21 protein-coding genes are annotated in these 22,584 nt (G+C 71.2%); 11 read left to right on the top strand and 10 right to left on the bottom strand.

Features of this window, described 5'->3' with window-relative positions:
- Positions 1 to 129 precede the first annotated feature (129 nt).
- The 3 genes from ACIBI9_RS36845 to ACIBI9_RS36835 are packed head-to-tail and all read left to right on the top strand — an operon-like array spanning position 130 to position 4,195.
- Positions 130 to 1,116 carry a hydroxyacid dehydrogenase gene (locus ACIBI9_RS36845; protein ID WP_397229124.1) on the top strand — a complete coding sequence of 329 codons (987 nt, stop codon included), beginning with the start codon at positions 130 to 132 and terminating at the stop codon, positions 1,114 to 1,116.
- Positions 1,116 to 3,101: a glycoside hydrolase family 36 protein gene (locus ACIBI9_RS36840; protein ID WP_397229122.1), complete on the top strand. Its 1,986-nt coding sequence runs from the start codon at positions 1,116 to 1,118 to the stop codon at positions 3,099 to 3,101. Before ACIBI9_RS36845 ends, ACIBI9_RS36840 begins: the two co-directional genes overlap by 1 nt.
- A 47-nt stretch (positions 3,102 to 3,148) precedes the next feature.
- Entirely contained in the window at positions 3,149 to 4,195 is a 1,047-nt protein-coding gene (locus ACIBI9_RS36835; RefSeq protein ID WP_397229120.1) for a LacI family DNA-binding transcriptional regulator, read from the top strand.
- Here the strand turns inward: ACIBI9_RS36835 and ACIBI9_RS36830 are convergent.
- Entirely contained in the window at positions 4,188 to 4,664 is a 477-nt protein-coding gene (locus tag ACIBI9_RS36830; protein ID WP_397229118.1) for a hypothetical protein, read from the bottom strand. The two genes, ACIBI9_RS36835 and ACIBI9_RS36830, sit on opposite strands and share 8 nt — an antisense overlap.
- A gap of 225 nt (positions 4,665 to 4,889) precedes the next feature.
- Between ACIBI9_RS36830 and ACIBI9_RS36825 the strand changes: the two genes are divergently transcribed.
- Positions 4,890 to 6,083 (top strand): hypothetical protein, encoded by a 1,194-nt coding sequence (locus tag ACIBI9_RS36825; RefSeq protein ID WP_397229116.1) that lies wholly within the window; start codon positions 4,890 to 4,892, stop codon positions 6,081 to 6,083.
- A gap of 5 nt (positions 6,084 to 6,088) precedes the next feature.
- Here ACIBI9_RS36825 and ACIBI9_RS36820 read toward each other — a convergent pair whose 3' ends face one another.
- On the bottom strand, positions 6,089 to 6,895 hold the full coding sequence (locus tag ACIBI9_RS36820; protein WP_397229114.1) for an SAM-dependent methyltransferase: 807 nt from the start codon (positions 6,893 to 6,895) through the stop codon (positions 6,089 to 6,091).
- Between the two features lie 306 nt (positions 6,896 to 7,201).
- Between ACIBI9_RS36820 and ACIBI9_RS36815 the strand changes: the two genes are divergently transcribed.
- Genes ACIBI9_RS36815 through ACIBI9_RS36805 form a run of 3 tightly spaced genes read left to right on the top strand, consistent with a single transcriptional unit; the run spans position 7,202 to position 9,981 of the window.
- Entirely contained in the window at positions 7,202 to 8,401 is a 1,200-nt protein-coding gene (locus tag ACIBI9_RS36815) for a nitrate ABC transporter substrate-binding protein (protein ID WP_397229112.1), read from the top strand.
- Positions 8,402 to 8,449: 48 nt separating this feature from the next.
- A complete protein-coding gene (locus ACIBI9_RS36810) occupies positions 8,450 to 9,199 on the top strand; it encodes an ABC transporter ATP-binding protein (protein ID WP_397229110.1) in 750 nt (249 codons plus the stop codon).
- On the top strand, positions 9,196 to 9,981 hold the full coding sequence (locus ACIBI9_RS36805) for an ABC transporter permease (protein WP_397229108.1): 786 nt from the start codon (positions 9,196 to 9,198) through the stop codon (positions 9,979 to 9,981). Before ACIBI9_RS36810 ends, ACIBI9_RS36805 begins: the two co-directional genes overlap by 4 nt.
- A 4-nt stretch (positions 9,982 to 9,985) precedes the next feature.
- Here the strand turns inward: ACIBI9_RS36805 and ACIBI9_RS36800 are convergent, their stop codons facing one another.
- Positions 9,986 to 10,891 carry a helix-turn-helix domain-containing protein gene (locus tag ACIBI9_RS36800; protein WP_397229478.1) on the bottom strand — a complete coding sequence of 302 codons (906 nt, stop codon included), beginning with the start codon at positions 10,889 to 10,891 and terminating at the stop codon, positions 9,986 to 9,988.
- Positions 10,892 to 11,188: 297 nt separating this feature from the next.
- Between ACIBI9_RS36800 and ACIBI9_RS36795 the strand changes: the two genes are divergently transcribed.
- The 3 genes from ACIBI9_RS36795 to ACIBI9_RS36785 all read left to right on the top strand — a co-directional run bounded on the left by ACIBI9_RS36795 (position 11,189) and on the right by ACIBI9_RS36785 (position 14,158).
- Entirely contained in the window at positions 11,189 to 11,536 is a 348-nt protein-coding gene (locus tag ACIBI9_RS36795; protein ID WP_397229106.1) for a hypothetical protein, read from the top strand.
- Between the two features lie 113 nt (positions 11,537 to 11,649).
- Positions 11,650 to 13,392: a CocE/NonD family hydrolase gene (locus tag ACIBI9_RS36790; RefSeq protein ID WP_397229104.1), complete on the top strand. Its 1,743-nt coding sequence runs from the start codon at positions 11,650 to 11,652 to the stop codon at positions 13,390 to 13,392.
- A 22-nt stretch (positions 13,393 to 13,414) separates the two neighbouring features.
- The gene (locus ACIBI9_RS36785; protein ID WP_397229102.1) at positions 13,415 to 14,158 is read left to right on the top strand and encodes an enoyl-CoA hydratase/isomerase family protein; all 744 of its coding nucleotides are present in this window, start codon (positions 13,415 to 13,417) and stop codon (positions 14,156 to 14,158) included.
- A 12-nt stretch (positions 14,159 to 14,170) separates the two neighbouring features.
- Here the strand turns inward: ACIBI9_RS36785 and ACIBI9_RS36780 are convergent, their stop codons facing one another.
- Genes ACIBI9_RS36780 through boxC form a run of 6 tightly spaced genes read right to left on the bottom strand, consistent with a single transcriptional unit; the run spans position 14,171 to position 20,070 of the window.
- Positions 14,171 to 14,698, bottom strand: a complete 528-nt coding sequence (locus ACIBI9_RS36780; protein WP_397229100.1) for a gamma carbonic anhydrase family protein — start codon at positions 14,696 to 14,698, stop codon at positions 14,171 to 14,173.
- A 3-nt stretch (positions 14,699 to 14,701) separates the two neighbouring features.
- On the bottom strand, positions 14,702 to 15,562 hold the full coding sequence (locus tag ACIBI9_RS36775; RefSeq protein WP_397229098.1) for an amidohydrolase family protein: 861 nt from the start codon (positions 15,560 to 15,562) through the stop codon (positions 14,702 to 14,704).
- Between the two features lie 5 nt (positions 15,563 to 15,567).
- Complete coding sequence (fdxA, locus tag ACIBI9_RS36770; protein ID WP_397229096.1) at positions 15,568 to 15,897, bottom strand: ferredoxin; 330 nt, start codon at positions 15,895 to 15,897, stop codon at positions 15,568 to 15,570.
- Between the two features lie 14 nt (positions 15,898 to 15,911).
- A complete protein-coding gene (locus ACIBI9_RS36765; protein ID WP_397229095.1) occupies positions 15,912 to 16,883 on the bottom strand; it encodes an NAD(P)/FAD-dependent oxidoreductase in 972 nt (323 codons plus the stop codon).
- Positions 16,880 to 18,418 carry a benzoate-CoA ligase family protein gene (locus tag ACIBI9_RS36760; RefSeq protein WP_397229094.1) on the bottom strand — a complete coding sequence of 513 codons (1,539 nt, stop codon included), beginning with the start codon at positions 18,416 to 18,418 and terminating at the stop codon, positions 16,880 to 16,882. The genes ACIBI9_RS36765 and ACIBI9_RS36760 overlap by 4 nt, the downstream gene beginning before the upstream one ends.
- Before the next feature lie 2 nt (positions 18,419 to 18,420).
- Entirely contained in the window at positions 18,421 to 20,070 is a 1,650-nt protein-coding gene (gene boxC / locus ACIBI9_RS36755; RefSeq protein WP_397229093.1) for a 2,3-epoxybenzoyl-CoA dihydrolase, read from the bottom strand.
- 160 nt (positions 20,071 to 20,230) lie between these two features.
- Here boxC and ACIBI9_RS36750 point away from each other — a divergent pair, with 160 nt between their 5' ends.
- Complete coding sequence (locus ACIBI9_RS36750; protein WP_397229091.1) at positions 20,231 to 21,079, top strand: PaaX family transcriptional regulator C-terminal domain-containing protein; 849 nt, start codon at positions 20,231 to 20,233, stop codon at positions 21,077 to 21,079.
- Here the strand turns inward: ACIBI9_RS36750 and boxB are convergent.
- On the bottom strand, positions 21,076 to 22,554 hold the full coding sequence (gene boxB, locus ACIBI9_RS36745) for a benzoyl-CoA 2,3-epoxidase subunit BoxB (RefSeq protein WP_397229089.1): 1,479 nt from the start codon (positions 22,552 to 22,554) through the stop codon (positions 21,076 to 21,078). The genes ACIBI9_RS36750 and boxB overlap by 4 nt on opposite strands.
- Between the last annotated feature and the right edge of the window lie 30 nt (positions 22,555 to 22,584).

Genomic DNA, 22,584 nt, shown 5'->3' with positions numbered 1-22,584 from the left:
ATCGGCGCAGGCCAGCCGGTAGATCCTGGTAGGAAGCTCCTTCGAAGTTAATCGGGGATTGCCCGTTGACCATGCGGGGCTGCGCTCCTACTTTAGAAACCGGTCTCTATCGAATGGAGGGCTTCCCCCGTGTCCCCACGCCCGAAGGCGCTGTTCGCCATGCGCGAGGAACATCTCGCTCTGCTCTTCCCCGCGCCCTTGCTGCGGCGGCTGGACACGCTGGCCGACATCGACGTCGCCCTGGTCGCCGAGCGGTTCGACGACCCGCGCCTGGACCTGGCCGACGTCGAGATCCTCATCACCGGCTGGGGCTGCCCGCCGATCGACGAGGCGCTGCTGGCCGCCGCCCCCCGCCTGCGCGCCGTCCTGCACGCGGCCGGCTCGGTGAAGGGCATGATCAGCCCCGCCTGGTGGGAACGCGGCCTGCTGGTCTCCTCGGCCGCCGAGGCCAACGCCGTCCCGGTGGCCGAGTACACCGTCGGCGCGATCCTGCTGGCCGGCAAGGGGGTCTTCGCCCTCAACCAGCGCTACCGGCGCGACCGCTCCTTCACCCTGGCCAAGATCGAGTCCGGCATCGGCAACAACGGCCGCACGGTCGGCATCGTGGGCGCCTCCCGCATCGGCCGCAAGGTGCTCGAACTGCTGGCGCCGTACGACCTGGACCTGTGCCTGTACGACCCCTACACCCGGGTCCCCGGCGTACGGCAGGTCTCGCTGGAGGAGCTGCTGCGCCGCAGCGACATCGTCAGCCTGCACGCCCCCGCCACCCCCGAGACCAGGCACATGCTCGACCGGGCGCGGCTGGCGCTGATGCCGGACGGCGCGATGCTGATCAACACCGCCCGCGGATCGCTGGTCGACACCGACGCGCTGATCGGCGAGCTGGAGTCCGGGCGGCTGTCGGCCGTCCTTGACGTCACCGAGCCCGAACCGCTGCAGCCCGACTCGCCCCTGTTCGACCTGCCCAACGCCTTCCTCACCCCGCACATCGCCGGCTCGCACGGCAACGAGCTGTCCCGGATGGGCGCCGTCGCCCTGGACGAGCTGGAACGGCTCGTCGCCGGGCTGCCGCTGGCGCACCAAGTGACGCACGAGGACCTGGACCGGGTGGCCTGATGGAGGTGAGCTGGCGCGACCTCGTCCTCGACCTGACCGCCGGCGCTCCGCCCCGGCTACTGGCGATCGGTCCGTTCAAGGGCAACGGCCGCTCGGCGCTGCCGGTGGTGCAGATCGAGGTGACCGGCCGGGGCAGGAGCGGCACGGCGGGCGAGCGGCACGTGGACGGGCTGAAGCTGCGCTACGAGAGCCACAGCGCCGACGACGACCGCCTGACGATCCGCTCCATCGGCGACGGCGTCTCCGTGACGACCGTGTTCCAGGCGATCGGCCCAGTGATCGGCCCAGTGATCGGACAGGTCGTCCGGTGCTGGTCGACGGTGACCGCGGTGGACGAGCTGGTCCTGGAGCACGTGTCGAGCTTCGCGTTCGCCGGACTGCCCTGGGATCTGACGGTGTGGAGCGCGCGCAATCCGTGGAGCGGCGAGTTCCGCTGGTCGGGCCGGCCGCTGGAGCTGCACGACGTCGGCATGACGCGTTTCGGCCAGACCGGGACGAAGAACCGCGTCGCGCTCACCAGCACCGGCTCGTGGCCCTCCTCCGAGCACCTGCCGACGGGCTGGCTGGAGTGCGCCGGCGGCACGCTCGCCTGGCAGATCGAGCACAACGGCCCCTGGCACGCCGAGCTGGCCGACCGGTTCGACGACGTCTACCTGGCGCTGTCGGGGCCGTCCCAGCGCGAGCACGGCTGGTCGGCGCGGCTGGCGCCGGGCGAGAGCTTCACCACCGCGACCGCCGCGTTCACCGTGGCCGGCGACCCCGTCGCCGCCATGACCGCCTACCGCCGGGCCGTGCGCCGGCCGCACCGCGACAACGCCGAGCTGCCGGTGGTCTTCAACGACTTCATGAACTGCCTGATGGGCGACCCCTCGACCGAGCGCCTGCTGCCGCTGATCGAGGCGGCCTCCCGGGTGGGCGCGGAGTACTTCTGTATCGACGCCGGCTGGTACGACGACTCGCTGGCCGGGCCCGGCGACGGCGGTGTGCCGGGCTGGTGGGACACGGTCGGCGCGTGGGAGCCGTCCAGTGTGCGCTTCCCCGGCGGGCTCCGCGAGGTCATCGACGCGATCGGAGGCCACGGCATGGTCCCGGGGCTGTGGCTGGAACCCGAGGTCATCGGCGTACGCAGCGGGGTCGTCCTGCCCGCGGAGGCGTTCCTGCGGCGGGCCGGAACCAGGCTGGCCGAGTGGGGCCGCCACCAGCTCGACCTCAGCCACCCGGCCGCCGTCGCCCACCTCGACGCCGTCGTCGACCGGCTGGTCCACGAGCACGGCATCGGCTACTTCAAGTTCGACTACAACATCGACATCGGGCCGGCCGATCGGCTGCTCGAACACAACCGCGCCTACCTGGCCTGGGTCGAGCGCCTGCTGGAGCGCCACCCCGGCCTGGTGATCGAGTCCTGCGCGGCCGGCGGCATGCGGCTGGACGGCGCCACCCTGGCCAGGCACTCCATCGCCTCGCTCACCGACCAGCAGGACGAGCTGCTGCTGCCCGCCATCGCCGCCGCCGCGCCCGCCGCGGTGCCGCCGGAGCAGGGCGCGATGTGGGCCTACCCCGCCGAGCGGGTCACCTGGTCCATGGTCACCGCGATGCTCGGCCGCATCCACCTCAGCGGCCGGCTCGACCTGCTGAGCCCGGAACGGCTGGCCGAGGTCGCCGAGGCGATCGGCGTCTACAAGTCCTACCGCGGCGAGCTCGCGCACGGCCTGCCGCGCTGGCCGCTCGGGCTGCCCGGCTGGCAGGACGACCGCCTCGCCCTGGCCGTGGACTGCGGGGACACCGCCTACCTCGCCGTGTGGCGCAGGGGCGCGCCGTCGGCGACGATCGAGCTGCCCTGGCCCTCCGGCTGCCAGGTGACCCCGCTCTTCCCGGCCGCGGCCGAGGCCGGCTGGCACGCGGGCACGCTCAGCGTCGTGCTGCCCGAGCCCTACTCCGCGGCGCTGCTCCGCCTGACGAAAGGTGCGCCTTGCCACGAAAGATGACGCCGCCGAAGCCCGCGCGGGAGGCGGTGCCACGGGGGGCCGCGCCCGTGGATGACCTCGAGCGGGCCACCATCCGGGACGTCGCCGCCCGGGCCGGGGTCTCCGCGTCCACCGTCTCGCGGGTGCTCAAGGGGGACTACCCGGTCGCGCAGGCCACCCGCGCCCGCGTGCTGCGGGCCATGCGCGAGCTGGACTACGTCCTCAACGTGCACGCCCGCGCCCTGTCCGGGGCCGGCACCAAGATGGTCGCCTTCGTGCTCGACGACGTCACCGGCCCCTCCTTCGCCTATGTCGCCAAGGGCGTCGAGCAGCAGGCCACCGAGGAGGGCCGGCTGTGCCTGGTGTGCGCCACGCACGGCGAGCCGGCGCGCGAGCTGGCGGTCGTGGAGGCCATGCGCGAGCAGCGCGCCGACGCGGTCATCCTGGTCGGCGGCGGCTCGGCCGACGACGCCTACCGCGCGCGCATGTCGCACTTCGCGCACGCCCTGGACAAAGCGGGCTCCCGGCTCGTGCTGTGCGGGCGCCCGCCGCTCGGCGACGACGTGCCGACCACCGTCGTCGAGTACGACAACGAGGCCGGCGCGTACGCGATGACCGGCCACCTGCTCTCACGCGGCCACCGCCGGATCGTCTACCTCGGCGCCGCCACCGCCGACGACCAGAACACCACCAAGATCGACCGCGTGGCCGGCTTCCGCCGCGCGCACGAGGACTACGGCGTCCCCTGCGATCCGGACCTCGTCCTGCCCGGTGACTTCTCCCGCAGTGCCGGGTACGAGGGCACCAGGCGGCTGCTGGCGACGGGGACGGAGTTCACCGCGATCTTCGCGGGCACCGACATGGTCGCCGCCGGCGTGCTGGCCGCGCTGCGCGAGGCGGGCCTGCGCGTGCCCGAGGACGTGTCGGTCGCCGGCTACGACGACATCCCGCTCGCCGCCGACCTCGTACCCGGGCTCACCACGGTGCACATTCCCACCGAGGAGCTGGGCCGTACCGCCGTGCGGCTGGCCCTGGACCTCGGCCAGCCGCAGCACGTCATCCTGGGCACGCACATCGTGGTGCGCGGATCGGTGGGCGAGAGGATCGTCAGTTGAAGGGGTTGTCGTAGATGGAGGAGTTCCTCCTCCAGGTGGCCTGGTTCTGGCCGTTGAAGTTGACGCCCTCCACCTCGACCGTGACGTTCCTGACGGTGCTGCCGACGTAATCCGTCGTGCCGTACAGCTGGGCCGGGTATTTGCACTCGGCTATGTCGGTGTTCCCATAGTTCAAGCTGTAGGAGGCGCGGAGGGTGGCGCGGTCGTTGATCAGGACGTACCCGCCGGCGGCGCTGTAGCTCGACTCACGGCACAGGTAGAACTGGTAGGTGTACGTGTTGCTGTCGTTGAACTCGATCCAGCCGTAGATGCCGGACAGCTTCTGGTTGTTGTCCCCGCGTACTTCCAGGAAGATCGGGACCCGGGTGGCCGAGTGGGCCGGCACGACCGGCAGGGCGACCGCGGCCAGCAGCGCGAAAACGATGGTCAGGAACCTTGCCGTGCGGCGTCGCAGGATGTCGGATAACAATTCCGTCCCCTTCTGTCTGACGTGGCGTCGGCATCACCCTGCGCTGGCGGCCGTCGAGCCGTCCACTAGAGGATTCGTCGGGCCGGAATCGGGCGGGCGCTAACGTGGCCGAACGCCCGGCTGATAAGGGGGCCGATCTCTCCTTCCACCGGCGGTTTTGGGGTGGCCGCGAGGCCCAGGGCGCCGATTCCCGTTCGTGAAAGTTTCAACGGCATAATGCGCACGATGAAGATCATGAGCGGGCTCGCGGCCGCGGCGGCCTGCCTGAGCCTGCCGGCCGCCTGCTCGGACGGAGAGCCTCCCGCCGCCGCGCCGGCGAGGTCCGCGAGCGCGCCGGCTACCCCGGCCCCGAGCGAGACGATCACGCCCTCGAAGCGGTGGCGCGACCTCTTCGGCGCCGTCGAGCTGAAGGGGGCCTCGGGGCTGGTCGACGTGCTGGCCAAGGGGCCGAAAGACGCCTGGGCGGCCGGTTTCGAAGACGGCGCCGAAGACGAGTACGGAGTGCCGGTCCTCGCCCACTGGAGCGGCTCCGCCTGGACCAGGGTTCCGGTCGAGAACAGCGACCTTCGCGTCCGGGCGTTCGACGTGGCGGGACGGGACGACATCTGGCTCGTGGGCGGCTCAGGGGTCGTCTCGCATTGGGACGGCCGCGTCTGGACCGAACAGCGCCCCTTCGGAGTGGCCGAGGACTACTGGCCGAACGACGTCGCCGCCGCGAAAGGGCACGCGGTCATCGTCGGATCGAGCGCGGGCGGAGGCTTCGGCCTCGAATGGGACGGCACGAAGTTCGAGCTGATACAACAGGTGGACGGCGTGTTCACCTCGGTCGCGCTCGACGACGGCCACGTCTGGGCGGTCGGGAGCCGGCCTCACGGGGGTTGCCAGGACGTCAAGCCGACGGTCGCGCACAGGTCGCCGGACGAGGGCTGGCTCTACGACCAGGACATGTCCCTTCCCGACATCCCCGGCGGGCACCTGCACAGCGTGCTGGCGATCAAGCCGGACGACGTCTGGGTAGCCGGCGCGGTCGGGGGCGATGACCGGTACGAGGATCTGCCGGCGCGCTGCGCCCCGCCCTCCGAAGACAAGATCGCTGCCGAGACCCCCGAACCGCTCGTCATGCACTGGAACGGGTCGGCCTGGCGGCGGATGGAGCTGCCGCCGTGGAAGGGCTCCCTGCGCCACCTGACCGCGTTCGGCAAGGACGACGTGTGGGCGAGCGGCACCGACCCCCTCCACCCGGGCAGGGCGATCCTCCTCCACTACGACGGCACGTCGTGGACGCGGGAGGCGATCAGCGCCGGACGCACCGGCAACGCCGCCATCGCGGCCGTCCCCGGCACCTCGGACCTCTGGGGCGTGGGTTCGATCGGCGAGGGGACCGACTATGAGCAGCCTTTCATCGTGAAACGGCACTGACCCCCTTATTTCCTGCCGACTCCGCAGAATCCATCCACTTCCGGTACGTCGTCGATGTCGGGGCGCCATCGCGTGGTGGAGACTATGCCGGGGGGCAGGATCTCCAGGCCGTCGAAGAAGCGCCCGATCTGCTCGGGCGTGCGGATGGTCAGCTTGGGCGTGCCGTGCTCGTTCCAGTGGCGCACTTCCTCGCGCTTGGCCTCCGGGTTGACGAACGCGGTGATGTGGACGAGCGCCAGGTGGCTGCCGGAGGGGACGGCGTCGAGCAGGCGTTTGATGATCGCGTACGCCTCGTCGTCGTCGTTGACGAAGTGCACGATCCCCAGCAGCATGATCGCGATCGGCTGGGTGAAGTCGAGCGTGTCGGCGGCCGCTCGCAGGATGGTGTCCGGGTCGTGCAGGTTGGCCTGGATGTAGTTGGTCCTGCCCTCCGGCGTGCCCACGAGCAGGGCCTTGGCGTGCGCGAGGACGACGGGGTCGTTGTCGACGTAGACCACGCGCGTCTCCGGAGCCAGACTTTGGGCGATCTCGTGCGTGTTGCCGGCCGTGGGCAAACCGGTGCCGATGTCCAGGAACTGCCGTACCCCTGCCTCGGCCACCAGATGGCGCACGGAGCGGTGGAGGAAGGCGCGGTCGGCGCGGGCCGTCAAGGCGATGTCCGGATTTATCCGGCTCAACCGGTCGCCGACCTCCCGGTCCACCGCGTAGTGGTCCTTGCCGCCCAGCCAGTAGTTCCAGACCCGCGCCGAGTGCGCCACGGTCGTGTCGATCTCCGGCGGCCACCGGTCCGTGGTCGAGTTGTCTGTTGCCATTCAGAGGTCTCCAGGCTTGAGCATAAGTTCCCCGGCGGCGACGCACCCGCGGATGTGATCATACCTATTTGCCATGGAAGTCGCAGTTAGTACAGTTCTCCCGAATCCGAATCTCACACGAATGGACAAATCACCCACAGGGGATGTTTCGCCCGTAAGTGCTCAGCCGAAATGCCAGGCCCTCGACAAAGCATGGTAAGTTCCGGGAATTATCTTCCGCTCGCGCAGGACCAGGAATATCGGATCAGCGCTTGACACGGTTTCTGCCGCGAATATTCAATCGCCGCACATCGGAAGGATGGCACCATGCGCGTGCGCCGGCCACGGCATGCGGGACATAACACGGCCAAGGCCACAGCCATACTCGGGCTGCTCCTCCTGCTCGCGGCGTGCACCGGCACGCAACTGCCGCCCCAGCCGAAAGCGGCGGCGCCGGGGAACGCGGACGACCCCACCGACCTGCGCGGCGTCTGCCCCGCCACCGTCGTGGTGCAGACCCAATGGACGCCGCACATCACCGTCGAGGGCGGGATGTACCACCTCCTGGGCGCCGACCCCGCCATCGACGCCGGCGGGAAGCGGGTGAGCGCGCCGCTGGTCGTCCGGGGCAAGGACACCGGGGTCACACTGGAGCTCCGGGCGGGCGGGCCGGCGATCGGCTTCACCCAGTCGTCGGCGCGGATGTACACCGACCCCGAGATCACCCTCGGCGTGCTGGGCGGCATGGACGAGGGCATCCAGATGTCGGCCACCCAGCCGACCCTCGCGGTCATGGCATTGCTGGAGATCCACCCGCAGATCATCCTGTGGGACCCGGCCACGTACCCCACCCTCAACACGATCAAGGACCTCGGCCGGACGGACACGAAGGTGCTCTACTTCGGCGGCAACACCTACATGGAATATCTGGTGGGGGCGGGGCTGCTGAAGCGCAGCCAGGTGGACGGGTCCTACGACGGGTCCCCGTCCCATTTCGTGGCCGCCGGGGGCAAGGCCGCGGTGGCCGGCTATGCCAACGCCGAGCCGTACATCTACGAAAAAGACGTGCCCCAGTGGGGCAAGCCGGTGAAGTATCAGCTGGTCCACGACGCCGGCTACCCGAACTACGGGCCCCCACTGGTGATCCGCCCGGCTGACAAGCAGAAGCTCGCGCCGTGCCTGCGCAAGCTCATTCCCATCTTCCAGCAGGCGCAGGTCGACGTGCTGGCCCAGCCGGGCCCCACGATCGATCTCACCCTGCGGCTCAACCAGGCGTACAAGGTCGCCGCCCAGTACACCAAGCCGAGCTCGGAGTTCTCGGTCCAGCAGATGAAGGCGCTCAAGCTCGCCGGCAACGGCCCCGACGACACCGCCGGCAACTTCGACACCGCCCGCGTGCAGCGGTTGATCGACATCACCAGGCCGATCTTCGCCAAGCAGAACAAGCCGGTGAAGGACGGTCTGCAGCCCTCCGACGTGGTCACCAACGACTTCATCGACCCGAAGATCGGCTACCGCGCCGGCTGACCGATCGGCGTGTTGCCCGTGTCCTTTCCGATGTGGTCTAGTGGCCGGGTGCTCGGTCAGGCCGCCACCTCCGCGCTGTCGTTCTCCGCCGCGGGCAAGCGCTACGACGACGGCACGCAGGCGCTGGACAAGGTCGACCTGACCGTCGCCCCCGGCCAGTTCGTCACGGTGGTCGGCCCCTCCGGGTGCGGCAAGAGCACTCTCCTGCGCCTGGCCGCGGGGCTGACCGACGCCACCGAGGGCTCGGTGCGCCGGGAAACCGCGTCCGTGGGCTACGTCTTCCAGGACCATGCCCTGCTGCCGTGGCGCACCGTCCGCGCCAACGTGGAGCTGCTCGGCGAGCTGGGCGGGCTGTCCAGGGCGGAGCGGCGGCGGCGCGCGGACGAGGCGATCGACCTGGTGGGGCTGGCCGACTTCGCGCACCACCGTCCCCGAACCCTGTCGGGCGGGATGCGGATGAGGGTGTCGCTGGCCCGCGCGCTCGCCGTTCAGCCCGACCTGCTCCTGCTCGACGAGCCGTTCGGCACGCTGGACGAGATCACGCGCGAGCGGCTGCAGTCGGAGCTGCTGCGGCTGTTCGGCTTACGCCGCTTCGCCGCGGTGTTCGTGACCCACTCCGTCGGCGAAGCCGTCTTCCTGGCCACGAAGATCATCGTGCTGTCCGAACGGCCGGGGCGGATCGTCGGCACCTGCGACGTGCCGTTCCCCTACCCGCGCCCGCCCGAGCTGCGCTTCAGCCCTGACTTCGCGCGGATCGCGGCCCAGGTGTCGGCCTGGCTGCGGGAGACGGCCGCATGAGGTGGCTGCGGTGGGTTCCGCCGCTGATCGTCTTCGCCCTGGTGATCGCCCTGTGGTACGCGGTCACGTACGTGCTGCTGACCCCGGACCGGCGATTCCTGCTGCCCCCGCCTGATGCCGTCGTGCGGGTCGGGCTCCTCGACCCCGTCAACCGCGGCGAGCTGCTCGCCGGCCTGCTGCTGTCCGGCCAGGTCGCGCTGCTGGGCCTGGCGGTCGCGGGCGTGATCGGCGTCGGGTGCGCGATCGCCATGGCCTGGGCGAGCTGGCTGGAGCGGTCGCTGCACCCGTACCTCGTGATCCTGCAGACGATTCCGATCCTGGCGCTGGTGCCGCTGTTCGGGTTCTGGTTCGGGTTCGGGTTCTTCACCCGCGTCCTGGTCTGCGCGCTGATCGCGCTGTTCCCGATCGTGACCAACACGCTGTTCGGGCTGCGGTCGGTGGAGGAGACCCACCACGACCTGTTCACGCTGGCGCGGGCCGGGTGGGCGGCCCGGTTGTGGAAGCTCCAGCTGCCCGCGGCGCTGCCCCACATCCTCACCGGCCTGCGCATCTCCGCCGGGCTGTCGGTCATCGGGGCAGTGGTCGGGGACTTCTTCTTCCGGCAGGGCGAGCCGGGCATCGGCACGCTCATCGACCTCTATCGGTCCCGGCTGCAGTCCGAGCAGCTGTTCGCGGCGGTCGCTCTGGCGTCCCTGCTCGGGCTCGCCGTCTTCCTCGGCTTCGGCGCCCTGGCGCGCAGGGCGACGAGCTGGCACACGGCCGCCCGCGACGTACCACGTTAGCCGCTCAGAGCTCTTCGAGCATGCCCTTGAGCAGCGCCGGAGTCGCCTCCTTCGGGGCGGCCTGGATGGTCAGGGTGTTCATCACCTTGCTGTAGTCGTCGATGTCGGTGGGCTTGTCCAGGTACATCGCGCTGGTGAGGTGCTCCAGGTAGACCACGTCGGGCAGGTCGGGGGCGTCGAAGCGTAAGAGCGTGAACGGGCCGCCCACCGCCGCGTGCCCGCCGATGTGGAAGGGCACGATCTGCAGGGTGACGTTCGGCAGGTCGCAGACCGCGAGCAGGTGCTCCAGCTGGGCCCGCTGCACGTCCCGGCCGCCGATCGGCCGGGTCAGCACCGCCTCGTCCATGATCGCCCACAGGATGGGCGCGTCGCTGTCGGTGAGCAGGTCCTGGCGGCGCATCCGCATCGCCACCCGGCGCTCGAGGTCGTCGGGGTCCGCGTCGCCGTGCCGGATGCCGATGACGGCCCGCGCGTACGGCTCGCACTGCAGCAGGCCGTGCACGAACTGCGCCTCGTAGTTGCGGATCGTGCGGGCCGCCTGCTCCAGCCCCAGGTAGGGCTCGAGCCAGCCGGGGAGCACGTCGCTGTATTGGTGCCACCACCCCGGAGCGCTGGCCTGGCGGGCCAGCTCCAGCACCTTCTCCCGCTCGTCAGGGGCGGTGATGCCGTACAGGGTGAGCAGATCGGCCACGTCACGCTGCTTGAAGGGGCTGCGGCCCAGCTCCATCCGGCTGATCTTGGAGTGGCTGGCCCGGATGGTGTCCGCGGCCTTGTCGCAGGTGATGCCCTTGGCCTCGCGCAGTCGGCGCAGCTGCGTACCCACCATGATCCGCAACGCGGTCGGCCCGCTTCGGGCACCACGTACGACGCCGGCGGGGACGCCGTCTCCGTCAGGCTCTGCAACGATCATCATTGATCCTTTTGCCGGGCGAGGCACTCATTGTTCCTTACGTTACCTACTGTTTCATGACCCTCCAGACCATGCACCGATATTCGCGCCGCGCACTTCACCCCAGACAACACAGAAGCCGACATGCAATTGTAAATGGGACCTTCCATCTCTTTCCCCCTTTCAGTGCGCAGCCGGTGCATGTGCATATGCAATTTTCTTGGAATGCATGTGCAGACGTACTTGCATCGGGGAATGCCGAGTGGGAAGGATAAGCGTCCGCACGCACCACGATCTACCCCCTCGATGGAGATCTTGATGCCAGCACCCATGCCGCCCGACCGGGAAGAACCCACAGAGAAATCGCAGCGACCCCGCCATCGCCGCTCACGCGGCGGGCCCGCTCAGCCACCCCCGCGGCAGGACGCCGGCACGCCTGACACTTCGGCCGCCATCGATCGCAACCTCAACGCCCTGCAGGCACAGTGGCCGGGCTGGGTCATCACCTGGGGAGCGTGGCGGCAGGCCTACACCGCCTTCGAATGCCGCGACCCCCTCCGCTGCACCATCCTCGAGGCCGGCAGCCCCGACCAGCTGCAGGCCGCCATGGCCCAGGCCGAACTCGAGCTGAAGGCCCGCTGGCCCCGGCCCGACGAGCGCCCTTGACGCGTCGGCGTTACGCCGGGGCCTTCCGGTCAGGGCGGTTGTGCGCTAGAAAGAGGCGGACGCAAAATGCTACAGAATCCTGACGGCGATGCGGGCTGGCGTAGGAGATTACGATGCGGTTCTCGGTCGAGAAGGACGTCATGGTGCCGATGCGCGACGGGGTGACCCTCGCCACCGACCTCTGGATCCCCGAGGGACCACCCGCGCCGACGCTGCTGGTGCGTGTCCCCTACAGCAAGGACGCCCTGCCAGGCCTCGGCGGGTCTCCCATCACCCCCAACCTGCAGGCCCTGCTCGAAGCCGGGTACGCGGTCGTCTGGCAGGACACGCGCGGCAGGTTCCGCTCGAACGGCGAGTTCACCCCCCACGCGGACGACCCGCACGACGGCGCCGACACCATCGCCTGGCTGCTGGAGCAGCCCTGGTGCGACGGCAACATCGGCGGCTACGGCGCCTCCTACCTCGGCTTCGTGCAGTGGGCCGGCGCGTCGCAGGCCCCGGCCGGGCTCAAGGCGATCGCCCCGACGGTGACCAGCACCGACTTCTACCACGCGCCCTGGTACTCCGCGGGAGGCGCGCTCTCGTGGCACACGACCTGGACGTGGACCACGATGATGACGCTGACGGCGGCGCAGACCGCGCTCGCCGCGGGCACCGGCGACCCGGGCGTTCTCATGGAGGCGGCCGGTATGGCGGCCGATCCGCAGACGCATCTGGCCACCCTGCCGATCGGCGACCAGCCGCTGCTCAACAAGCACTCGCCCTGGTGGGCCGAGTGGCTGCGGCACCCCGCCCGGGACCGGTTCTGGCAGGACCTCGCGGTCGCCGAGCGGTTCGACCGGGTGACCGTGCCCGCGCTGAACGTCGGCGGCTGGTTCGACCTGTTCGTCGACAGCACCGTACGCACCTTCACCCGCATGCGCGCCGAGGGCGGCAGCGCCGAGGCCCGCGACGGGCAGCGGCTGATCATCGGCCCCTGGGACCACCTGTACCAGGAAGGGGTCTACCACGACCGGCGGTTCGGGATGAGCGCCAACGGCATGGCGGCCGACCTGACGGGGGCGCACATCCGCTTCTTCGACCGCTGGCTGCGCGGCCGCACCGACGCGCTGGACGGCACCGCGCCCGTGCGCATCTTCGTCATGGGCATCGACCAGTGGCGCGACGAGCAGGACTGGCCGCTGCCCGACACCGAGTACACCGACTACTTCCTCGACGGCGCGGGCGGGGCCAACACCGCCGGCGGCGACGGCGTCCTCAGCCTTCAGCCGCCCACGGCGGAGGCGACCGACACCTACACCTACGACCCGGACGACCCGGTCCCCACCCACGGCGGCCGGATCATGATGCCTGCCGCCGTCAACGGGGCCGGCCCGGTCGACCAGCGCCCGGTGGAGGCCCGCGACGACGTGCTCTGCTTCACCACCCCCGCGCTGGAGGAGCCCGTCGAGGTCACGGGCCACGTCTCGCTCGTCCTCCACGTCACCTCGTCGGCGCGCGACACCGACTTCACGGGCAAACTGGTCGACGTCTTCCCCGACGGACGGGCGATCTACCTCACCGACGGCATCCTGCGCGCCCGCTACCGCGACTCCCTGGCCGAGCCGGAGCCGCTCACCCCCGGCCAGGTGTACGAGGTCACGCTGGACCTGTCGGTGACCTCCAACGTGTTCCTGCCCGGACACCGGATCCGCCTGGAGGTCTCCTCCAGCGACTTCCCCCGTTACGACCGCAACACCAACACCGGCGGGACCATCGCCGAGGACACCGCCGACCAGGTCGTCGTCGCGACCAACAGCGTGCTCCACGGCCCGCGGCACCCCAGCCGCCTGGTCCTGCCCGTGATCCACCGCTGAGACGACGAGGAAAGAGGTCGCGGTGCTTCCGCTGAACGACACGGTGAAGGTCGAGGACGGGACCGATCGGATGCTGGTCCGGCTGGACCGGCCGCAGGTGCGCAACGCGATCGACGCGGCGATGGTGGCGGACCTGCACGCGGTCTGCGCCGAGCTGGAGCGGCGGCCGCGCATCCTCGTGCTCACCGGCTCCGACGGGATCTTCGCGGCCGGCGCGGACATCCGCGAGCTGCGCGAGCGCCGCCGCGAGGACGCGCTGGCGGGCATCAACAGCGGCCTGTTCGACCGGATCGCCCGGCTGCCGATGCCCACGATCGCCGCCATCGACGGTCCCGCCCTGGGCGGCGGCGCCGAGCTGGCGTACGCCTGCGACTTCCGCCTCGCCACCCCTCGGGCCCGCTTCGGCAACCCGGAGGCGGGCCTCGGCATCATGGCCGCCGCCGGGGCCTGCTGGCGGCTGCGCGAGCTGGTCGGCGAGCCGCTCGCCAAGGAGATCCTGCTCGCCGGGAGGGTGCTCTCGGCCGAGGAGGCGCTGGCCGTCAGGCTGGTGAACGAGCTGGTGCCGCAGGACGAGCTGCCGGCCGCGGCGGACCGGCTGGCCGCCGGGATCGCGAAGAACGCGCCGCTCGCGCTGCGCCTGACCAAACTGGCCCTGGCCGCCCCGCCCGGCGCGCACCCGCGCTTCGACGACGTGGCGCAGGCCGTGCTGTTCGAGACGGAGGACAAGCATGAGCGCATGACCGCGTTCCTGGAGCGGCGCCGCTGACGCAGGAGAAGGTCAGGGGTCGAGCCGGCGCAGCTCGTGGCGGTAGCGCTTGGCGTTGGCGCGATACTCGTCCACGCCGAAGTCGATCCACTCGCTCTGCGCGGTGCCCTCCAACGGCCTGGGGCGGGCGGGCACGCCGAGCGCCAGGTGGCCGGGCGGCACCTCCAGCCCCTCGGGTACGAGGGCCTGGGCGCCCACCACCGAGCCCGTACGCACGACCGCGCGGTTGAGCACCACCGAGCCGGAGCCGACGAGGCAGCGGTCCTCGACCGTGCAGCCTTCGAGGTGGGCGTTGTGCCCGACGACGCAGTCGCTGCCGATCACGGTGGGCCACTCCTCGGTGGTGTGCAGGATCGTGCCGTCCTGGATGGAGGTGCGCTCGCCGATCTCGATGCGGCCGAAGTCGGCGCGCAGCACGGCGGACGGCCAGACCGACGACTCGGCGCCGATCACGACGCTGCCGATGACGACGGCGTCGGGGTGGACGTAGGCCTCCGGGTGGATCCGGGGCACCTGGTCGCCGAGGGCGTAGACGGGCATGGGTCACTCACCCGTGCGCAGGCCGGCGTACACCTTCGCCGCGTTCCCGGCGAGCACGGCCCTGGCCACCTCGTCGGGCAGGAGTCCCGCGACGGCCCGGGCGTTGGCGGCGGTGCCGGGGACGCCGGGCCAGTCGGTGCCGAAGATCCATTTGCGGCCGAGCCGCGTGAGGTCGTACTTGGCGTAGTACTCGGGCAGCCGCTTGGGCGGCAGGCCGGACAGCTCCAGCCACACGGTGTCGTTGGACAGGGCGAGGAAGGCGGCGGCGTCGTACCACCAGCCGCGCCCGCCGTGCGCGAGCACCACGTTGAGGCCCGGGAAGTCGCGGATGACGGGGATGAGGAAGCTCGGGTCGGCGTTCTCGTTGGCCGCGCCCGGGAAGGAACTGGTGCCGCAGTGGACGACGAGCGGGACGCCGCGCTCCTCCAGCACGTGGTAGGCGGGGTAGAGGGCGGCGTCGTCGCAGCGGAACCCGCCGTGCACGGGGTGCAGCTTGAGCGCGGCGGCGCCGAGGTCGAGCTGGCGGCACACCTCGTCGGCGAGCGGGAAGTGCAGGTGGGGGTTGACGTTGGCGACCGGCCGGAAGCGTACGGGGTTGTGCTCGACGATCGGCAGCAGGTCCTCGAACGCCTGCGTGCCGGTCGCCTTGGGGCTGTACTCGCAGAACAGCAGCGCGACGTCCACGCCCTGGGCGGCGAAGAGCTCGTCCAGGCGGTCCGGGCGCGGCCTGCCCGCGGAGTCCCAGACGTCCTCCAGCACGCCGTGCTCGCCGAAGTCGCGGGCCCAGCCCAGCCAGGCGGGCTTGAGGGTGCCGAGCAGCGGCACGTGGACGTGCGCGTCGATGAGGGGGATGCCGTCGATCATGCCCCTTACCTGCCCGCGACCATGGGGGTGTCCACCCCGATCCGGCCTGTTCTGCCCGAACCGCCGGGCGCGCCGAGCGGCGCGTCGCGCCCGTGCAGCACCTCGATGAAGAAGCGGCGGTTGTCCTCGACGAACTCGGCATGCTCGTCGGCGACCCGCCGGTCCTGGCTGATCGCCTCGACGGGGCAGACGGGTTCGCAGGCACCGCAGTCGATGCACTCCTTGGGGTTGATGTAGAGCTTGCGGTCCCCTTCGTAGATGCAGTCGACCGGGCACTCCTCGACGCACGACTTGTCCATGACGTCGATGCAGGGTGCGGCGATGACGTACGGCATGGCGAATCTCCTGGTTACGGACCCGGGGCGGGATTGTCGGTGGAGTGTCCCGGGAAGAGCTGGGCGGCGGGGTCGAGGTGCACGGCTGCGTTGTTGACGGCCGTGGCCACCTCGCCGAAGCCGACCGCGATCAGCCGGACCTTGCCGTCGTAGTCGGCGATGTCGCCGGCGGCGAAGATGCCGGGCACGTTGGTGCGCATCGCGGAGTCGACGACCAGGTGGCGGTTGTCGTGCAGGTCGAGGCCCCACTCGCGCAGCGGGCCGAGGTTGGCGGTGAAGCCGAGGGCGGCGACCAGCCGCTGGCACGGGAGGGCCTGCCCGGTGCTGAGCTCGACGCGTTCCAGCCGGTCGCCGCCGAGGGCGGCGGTGACCTGGGCGTTGACGACGACCTCGACGGGCGAGGCCGCGAGCTGTTCCACCGAGCCGTGGTGGGCGCGGAAGGCGGCGCGGCGGTGAACCAGCGTGACGCTGCGGGCGATGGGGTGGAGCATGAGGGCCCAGTCCACGGCGCTGTCGCCGCCGCCGACGATGACGACGTCCCGGCCCGCGTAGTCCGCGGCCTCGGGCACGAAGTACGCCAGGCCCCGGCCGAGGAACTCCTCCCCGGCCGGGAGCGGGCGGGGCGTGAAGGTGCCGATGCCGCCGGTCACGACGACGGCCCCGGCGGTGATCTCGGTGCCCGCGCCGGTCTTGACCACGAGGCGGCCGCTCGGCGCGCGTTCGAGCCGCTGGGCCTCCTCGCCCAGCACGTACGCCGGCTCGTACGGGGCCGCCTGCTCGACCAGCTTGGCGATGAGGCGGCGGCCGGAGACGGCCGGGAACCCGGCGATGTCGTAGATCTGCTTCTCCGGGTACATGGCGCTCACCTGGCCGCCGACCTGGCTGAGCGAGTCGACCACCGCCGTGCGCAGGCCGCGGACGCCGGCGTAGTAGGCGCCGTACAGGCCCACGGGACCGGCGCCGATGATCAGCACGTCGACGTTCACGCGGGGGCCTCCTCGGCGAGGAGCTCGCGGACCCGGAAACGCTGGATCTTGCCGGTCGCGGTCTTGGGCAGCCGGTCGAGGAAGACCACCCGGCGGGGCCGTTTGAAGGCGGCCAGGCCGTCGCGGCACCACTGGACGAGCTCCTCGGCGGTGACCGGCCCCTGGGCGACGACGCAGGCGACCGGTTTGTCCAGCCCGTGCTCGTCTGCCACGCCCACCACGGCCGCCTCCAGGACCGCCGGGTGCGCCAGCAGCCGGCTCTCGACCTCGGCGGGCGAGACCCAGATGCCGCCCGCCTTGAGCAGGTCGTTGCTGCGGCCCAGGCAGGTGTAGTAGCCGTCGGGAGAGCGCGTGTAGGTGTCGCCGGTGTTGAGCCACTGGCCCGCGAACACGGTGCGGCTGGCGTCGGTGCGCCGCCAGTAGCCCAGGGCGATGGACTCGCCGCGCACGTGCAGCGCGCCCGGCTCCCCGTCGGGGACGAGCCCGCCGTCGGGGTCGCGCAACTCGATGTCGTACCCGGGCACGGGGCGGCCGGTGGTGCCGGGGCGGACGTCGCCGGGGCGGTTGGACAGGAAGATGTGCAGCGCCTCGGTGGAGCCGATGCCGTCGATGATCTCGACGCCGAAGCGGCCGGTGAACCGCTCCTGGAGCGGCGCGGGCAGCGCCTCCCCGGCCGAGGCGCCCAGCCGCACGGAGGTGAACGTGCCGGCGGGCAGGTCGGCGGCCAGCAGCGCGGCGAAGAAGGTGGGGACGGCGAAGAACAGGGTCGGACGGTCGGCGGCCATCCGCTCGGCGGTCACGGCGGGGGCGGGGCGGCGCGGCTCCAGCACGGTCGCGGCTCCGGCCGAGAGCGGGAAGAACATCGAGTTGCCGATGCCGTAGGCGAAGAAGAGCTTGGCGACGGAGAAGCAGACGTCGTCGGGCCGGATGCCGAGCACCTGGTCGCCGTAGGTCTGGCAGACGTGCCTGACGTTGGCGTGCCGGTGCATGGCGCCCTTGGGGACGCCGGTGGTGCCGGAGGTGTAGAGCCACAGGGCCCAGGAGTCCTCCAGCGTGGGAGCGGGCTCGCGCGGCTCTCCCTCGCCCGCGCGGAGGAGCTCCGCCCACGTCAGGGACGTGCTCCCGGGCGGCGGGTCGCCCTCCCACACCACGTGCCGCACCTCGGGCGCCATGGTGAGCGCGTCCTGGACCTGGGGGGCGTACTCGGCTCCGGCGACGACGACGGCGGCGCCGGAGTCGGCGATGATCGCGCCGAGCTCCTTGGCGCCCAGCATGGTCGAGACCGGCACGGCCACGAACCCGCCGCAGAAGGCCGCCAGAATCCCCGCGAACATGGGGACGCCGTCGCTGGTGACGAAGACCACGCGGTCGTCGCGCCGCAGGCCGAGGGCGCGCAGGGCGGCGGTGGCGGTCGCGACGAGCTCGGAGAGCTCCGCGTACGTGAGCGTGGCGCCGCCGCGGACCGCCACCCGGTCCCCGCGCCCCTCCCGGACGTGGCGGTGGACGAGCCAGTCCCCGGCGTTGAACATGGTCATGGTCAGACCCTCTTGAGGTCGTAGTCGCCCTTGCGGCCGGTGCCGTAGCGGCGCAGCGCGCCGTCGGGGCCGGAGGCGTTGGGCCGGACGAAGATCCAGTTCTGCCAGGCGGTGAGGCGGCCGAAGATCTTGGTCTCCAGCGTCTCCGGGCCGGCGAAGCGGTGGTTGGCCTCCATGCCGGTCAGCGCGTCGGGCGAGAGCGAGGCGCGTTCCTCCAGCACGATGCGCAGCTCTTCCTCGAAGTCGATGTCGTCCAGGGCGAGGGTGACCAGGCCGAGCTCCATCGCGGCGGCCGCGTCGAGCGGCTCGCCGAACCGGGCGCGGGCGGCCTCCAGGTCCTGATCGTTGCCCCAGAAGCGGGAGCGCAGGCGGGACAGGCCGTTGCCCATCGGGAGGAGGCCGTCGTTGGACGGGGTGAGGACGAGGGTGGCGGGGACGGCGGCCTCGTCGCGGTCCTCGTAGACGCCCTCCAGCATGTACTGCCGGTCGGCGGCCAGGGCCAGCTCGGCCAGCAGGCCCGCGAAGGCCGTGCCCGGCTCGATGACGGCGATGAGGCTGCGGCTGGTGACGTCGAGGCGTTTGAGCGTGCGTTTGTAGTAGTGGCGTACCTCGTCGACGAACCAGTGCCCGGCCTGCTCGCGAAGCTGGGCGTCGTAGGCCAGCACCCGCTCGGGGTCGCCGGTCGCGCGCAGCACCCAGATGCCGAGCTCCGGCTCGTTGGTGCGCAGGTGCAGGATCAGGTCGTCCAGCGCGCGGGTCACGGCGAGCGGCCAGTAGCCGGCGCCCTGCTCCGCGGGCCCGGCGGGCGGGGCGTCGCTGGGGGCGTCCACGGTGATCTCGACGCGGCGGCCGGCCCGGTCGATCCGGGCGGTCACGTACGGGTACGTGATGGCGTCGCCGTCGTCCTTGCGGTCGAGCGGCGTCAGGGCCACCCCCGCGGCGTCCGAGGGCCGGGCGGAGGCCGCCACCGCCGCGTCCGTCCGCCTGGTCACCTCCTCCTCGAACGAGTGGCGCGGCACGGCGGCGTCCACCAGGCCCCACTCCATGGCCGTACGGCCGCGGAAGCCCTCGGACCTGGTGGCGAACAGGTCGGCGCGGTCCTTGCGCACGTGCCGCTTGTCCACCACGCGGGTCAGGCCGCCGGTGCCCGGCAGCACGCCGAGCAGCGGCACCTCGGGCAGGGAGACGGCCGAGGAGCCGTCGTCGACCAGGACGATCTGGTCGCAGGCCAGCGCGAGCTCGTAGCCGCCGCCGGCGGCGGTGCCGTTGAGCGCGGCGATCCAGGTCTGGCCGGAGTGCTCGGTGGCGTCCTCGATGCCGTTGCGGGTCTCGTTGGTGAACTTGCAGAAGTTGACCTTCCACGCGTGCGTGGACTGGGCCAGCATCCGGATGTTGGCTCCGGCGCAGAACATCCGGTCCAGGCCGCCGGTGAGCACGACCGCCTTGACCTCGGGGTGCTCGAAGCGCAGGCGCTGGACGATGTCGTACAGCTCGATGTCCACGCCGAGGTCGTAGGAGTTCATCTTCAGCTCGTAGCCGGGGACGAGGCCGCCGTGCTCGTCCACGCGCAGCGTGACGGTGGCCACCGCCCCGTCCACCGCGAGAGTCCAGTGGCGGTAGCGGTCTGGGGAGGTCGCGAAGGTGACAGTCAATGCGTGCTCCGAGAGGGCGTGGGACCTTGGTCCCAATATTCGACGTCTATCATGAGTAGCGTCAAGTGTTTGTAGTGCTTCTGCTTGCGTGCGCATCCGTGAGGGTGCCCGACCTGGCAGAATGCGCGTCACGACCGTGTCGAACGACAGGAGGGCAACCGTGCCGGCCGAGTCCGCGGAGCGCCCGCGCGAGAAGGCGTCCGCCAGCGCGCGGTCGACGCTGCTGACGGTCCTGGGCGAGTTCGTCCTGCCGCGCGGGGGCGAGGTGTGGACGGGCACGCTGGTGGCCGCGCTCGGCGCGCTCGGCGTGGAGGAGAAGTCCGCGCGCCAGGCCCTGGCCCGCACCGCGGCCGAAGAGCTGCTGGAGTCCGAACGTCACGGCCGCAAGGTCCGCTGGAGGCTGACCGAGGCCGGCGACCGGCTGCTGCGCGAGGGCACCGAGCGCATCTACGGCTTCATGCGCGCTCCCCACCAGTGGGACGGCCGCTGGCTCGTGCTCACCGCCGGCGTGCCGGAGACCCAGCGCCAGCTCCGCCACCGGCTGCGCACCAAGCTGACCTGGCTCGGGCTCGGCTCCCCCTCCCCCGCGCTCTGGGTGATCCCCGACGCCGCCAAGGAGGCCGCCGTACGCGAGGTCATCCGCGAGCTGGACCTGGCCGACCGGGCCTACGCCTGGACCGGGCCGTCGGCGGACATCGGCGACACCGCCAAGCTGATCTCGGCCGCGTGGGACCTCGACGACGTGGAGAAGCGCTACGTGAGCTTCATCGAGCAGTTCGAGGGCCGCGCGGTCACCTCCGACCGGGAGGCGTTCGTCAACCAGGTGCTGCTCATCCAGGAGTGGCGCCGGTTCCCGTTCCTCGACCCCGACCTGCCGGCCGAGCTGCTCGACCACGCCTGGCCGGGGCCCCGGGCGGCGGCCGTCTTCCACGACCTGCACAACCGGTGGCACCGGCGGGCGCAGGCCGAATGGGACCTCATGGACGAAGAGGCCGCCGCCCGGCACTAGAGGAGTCCTTCGTCGGCCAGGTGCACGTAGTCGAACTCGACCGGCTGGTCGTTGATGCCGGTCTTCGGCGGGGCGATCCAGCCGGCGAACTTGCCGTACTCGTACTCGGGGACCATGAGGGAGGCGACGTTCTCGCGGTCCTCGGGCGTCGGCAGCCACTCTTGGGCGCGGGCCTGCCAGGCGGCCTCGTCGAGGACCTCGCCGTGCGGGGTGACGTGGTGGCCGGCGTAGACGCCGACCTTGCGGTTGAAGCCCTCGTGCGGCAGGTACAGCCGCTCGTCGAGCCCGGCGTCCTCCAGGGCCTGGTTCCAGCGGCGCACGCCGTTGGCGCAGTCGGCCACGTACTCGTCGCGCAGGTCGAGGTTGAGCGCGCTGAGCATCGGCACGGTCTTGCTCTTGATCTCGCCGTCCTCGACGTAGCGCAGCTCGCGGGTGTCCTCCAGCAGCACGTGGTCGTCCTTGCGCCGGGTCTCCATCCAGCGGCCCTTCAGCCCGGAGGTGAAGTAGTTGCCGGCGTTGGTCGACTGCTCGGAGCCGAACAGGTCCATCGAGACCGAGAACTGGAAGTTCAGGTACTTCTGGATGACGTCCAGCGGGATGCCGCCGTGCGGCAGGACGCCGGCGGTGCCGTGCTCCTTCATCAGCTCGGCCGTGCGCTCCAGGACCCGCTGCACGCCCGTGGTGCCCACGAACATGTGGTGGGCCTCCTCCTTGAGCATGAACTCGCAGGTGCGCGCCAGCGGGTCGAACGCCGACTCCTTCAGCGTGCCAAGCTGGTACTTGCCGTCGCGGTCGGTGAAGTACGTGAACATGAAGAACTGCAGCCAGTCGGTGGTCTCCTCGTTGAAGGCGCCCAGGATGCGCGGCGCGTCCAGGTCGCCGGAGTTGCGTTTGAGCAGCTGCTCGGCCTCCTCGCGACCCTCCCTGCCGAAGTAGGCGTGCAGGAGGTAGACCATGGCCCACAGGTGGCGGCCCTCCTCCACGTTGACCTGGAAGAGGTTGCGCAGGTCGTAGATGCTGGGCGCGGTGTTGCCGAGCACGCGCTGCTGCTCGACCGAGGCGGGCTCGGTGTCGCCCTGCACGACGATGAGCCGCATCAGGTCGGCGCGGTGCTCGCCGGGCACCTCCTGCCAGGCGGGCTCGCCCTTGTGCTTGCCGAAGTTGACCTTGCGGTCGGGGTCGCGCTCGGCCAGGAAGATCCCCCAGCGGTACTCCTCCATGGGGACGTGGTCGAAGTGCGCCCAGCCGTCGCGGCCCACGGCCACCGCGGTGCGCAGGTAGACGTCCTTGGTCGGCAGGGCCGGGCCGAGCTGCTTCCACCAGTCCAGGAACTTCGGCTGCCAGCCCTCCAGGGCCCGCTGCAGGCGGCGGTCGCCCGCGAGATCGACGTTGTTGGGGATGCGCTCGCTGTAGTCCACGCGGCTGAGCGGGCCGCTGGGCATGGGGGCGGCGCCCGTACGGGAGTCGGTGCTCATCGATGCTCTCCAATAAGCTCTACGTCTGCT

It is taken from the genome of Nonomuraea sp. NPDC050451 (assembly GCF_044458585.1).
This window is presented reverse-complemented; position numbering and strand designations above follow the sequence as displayed.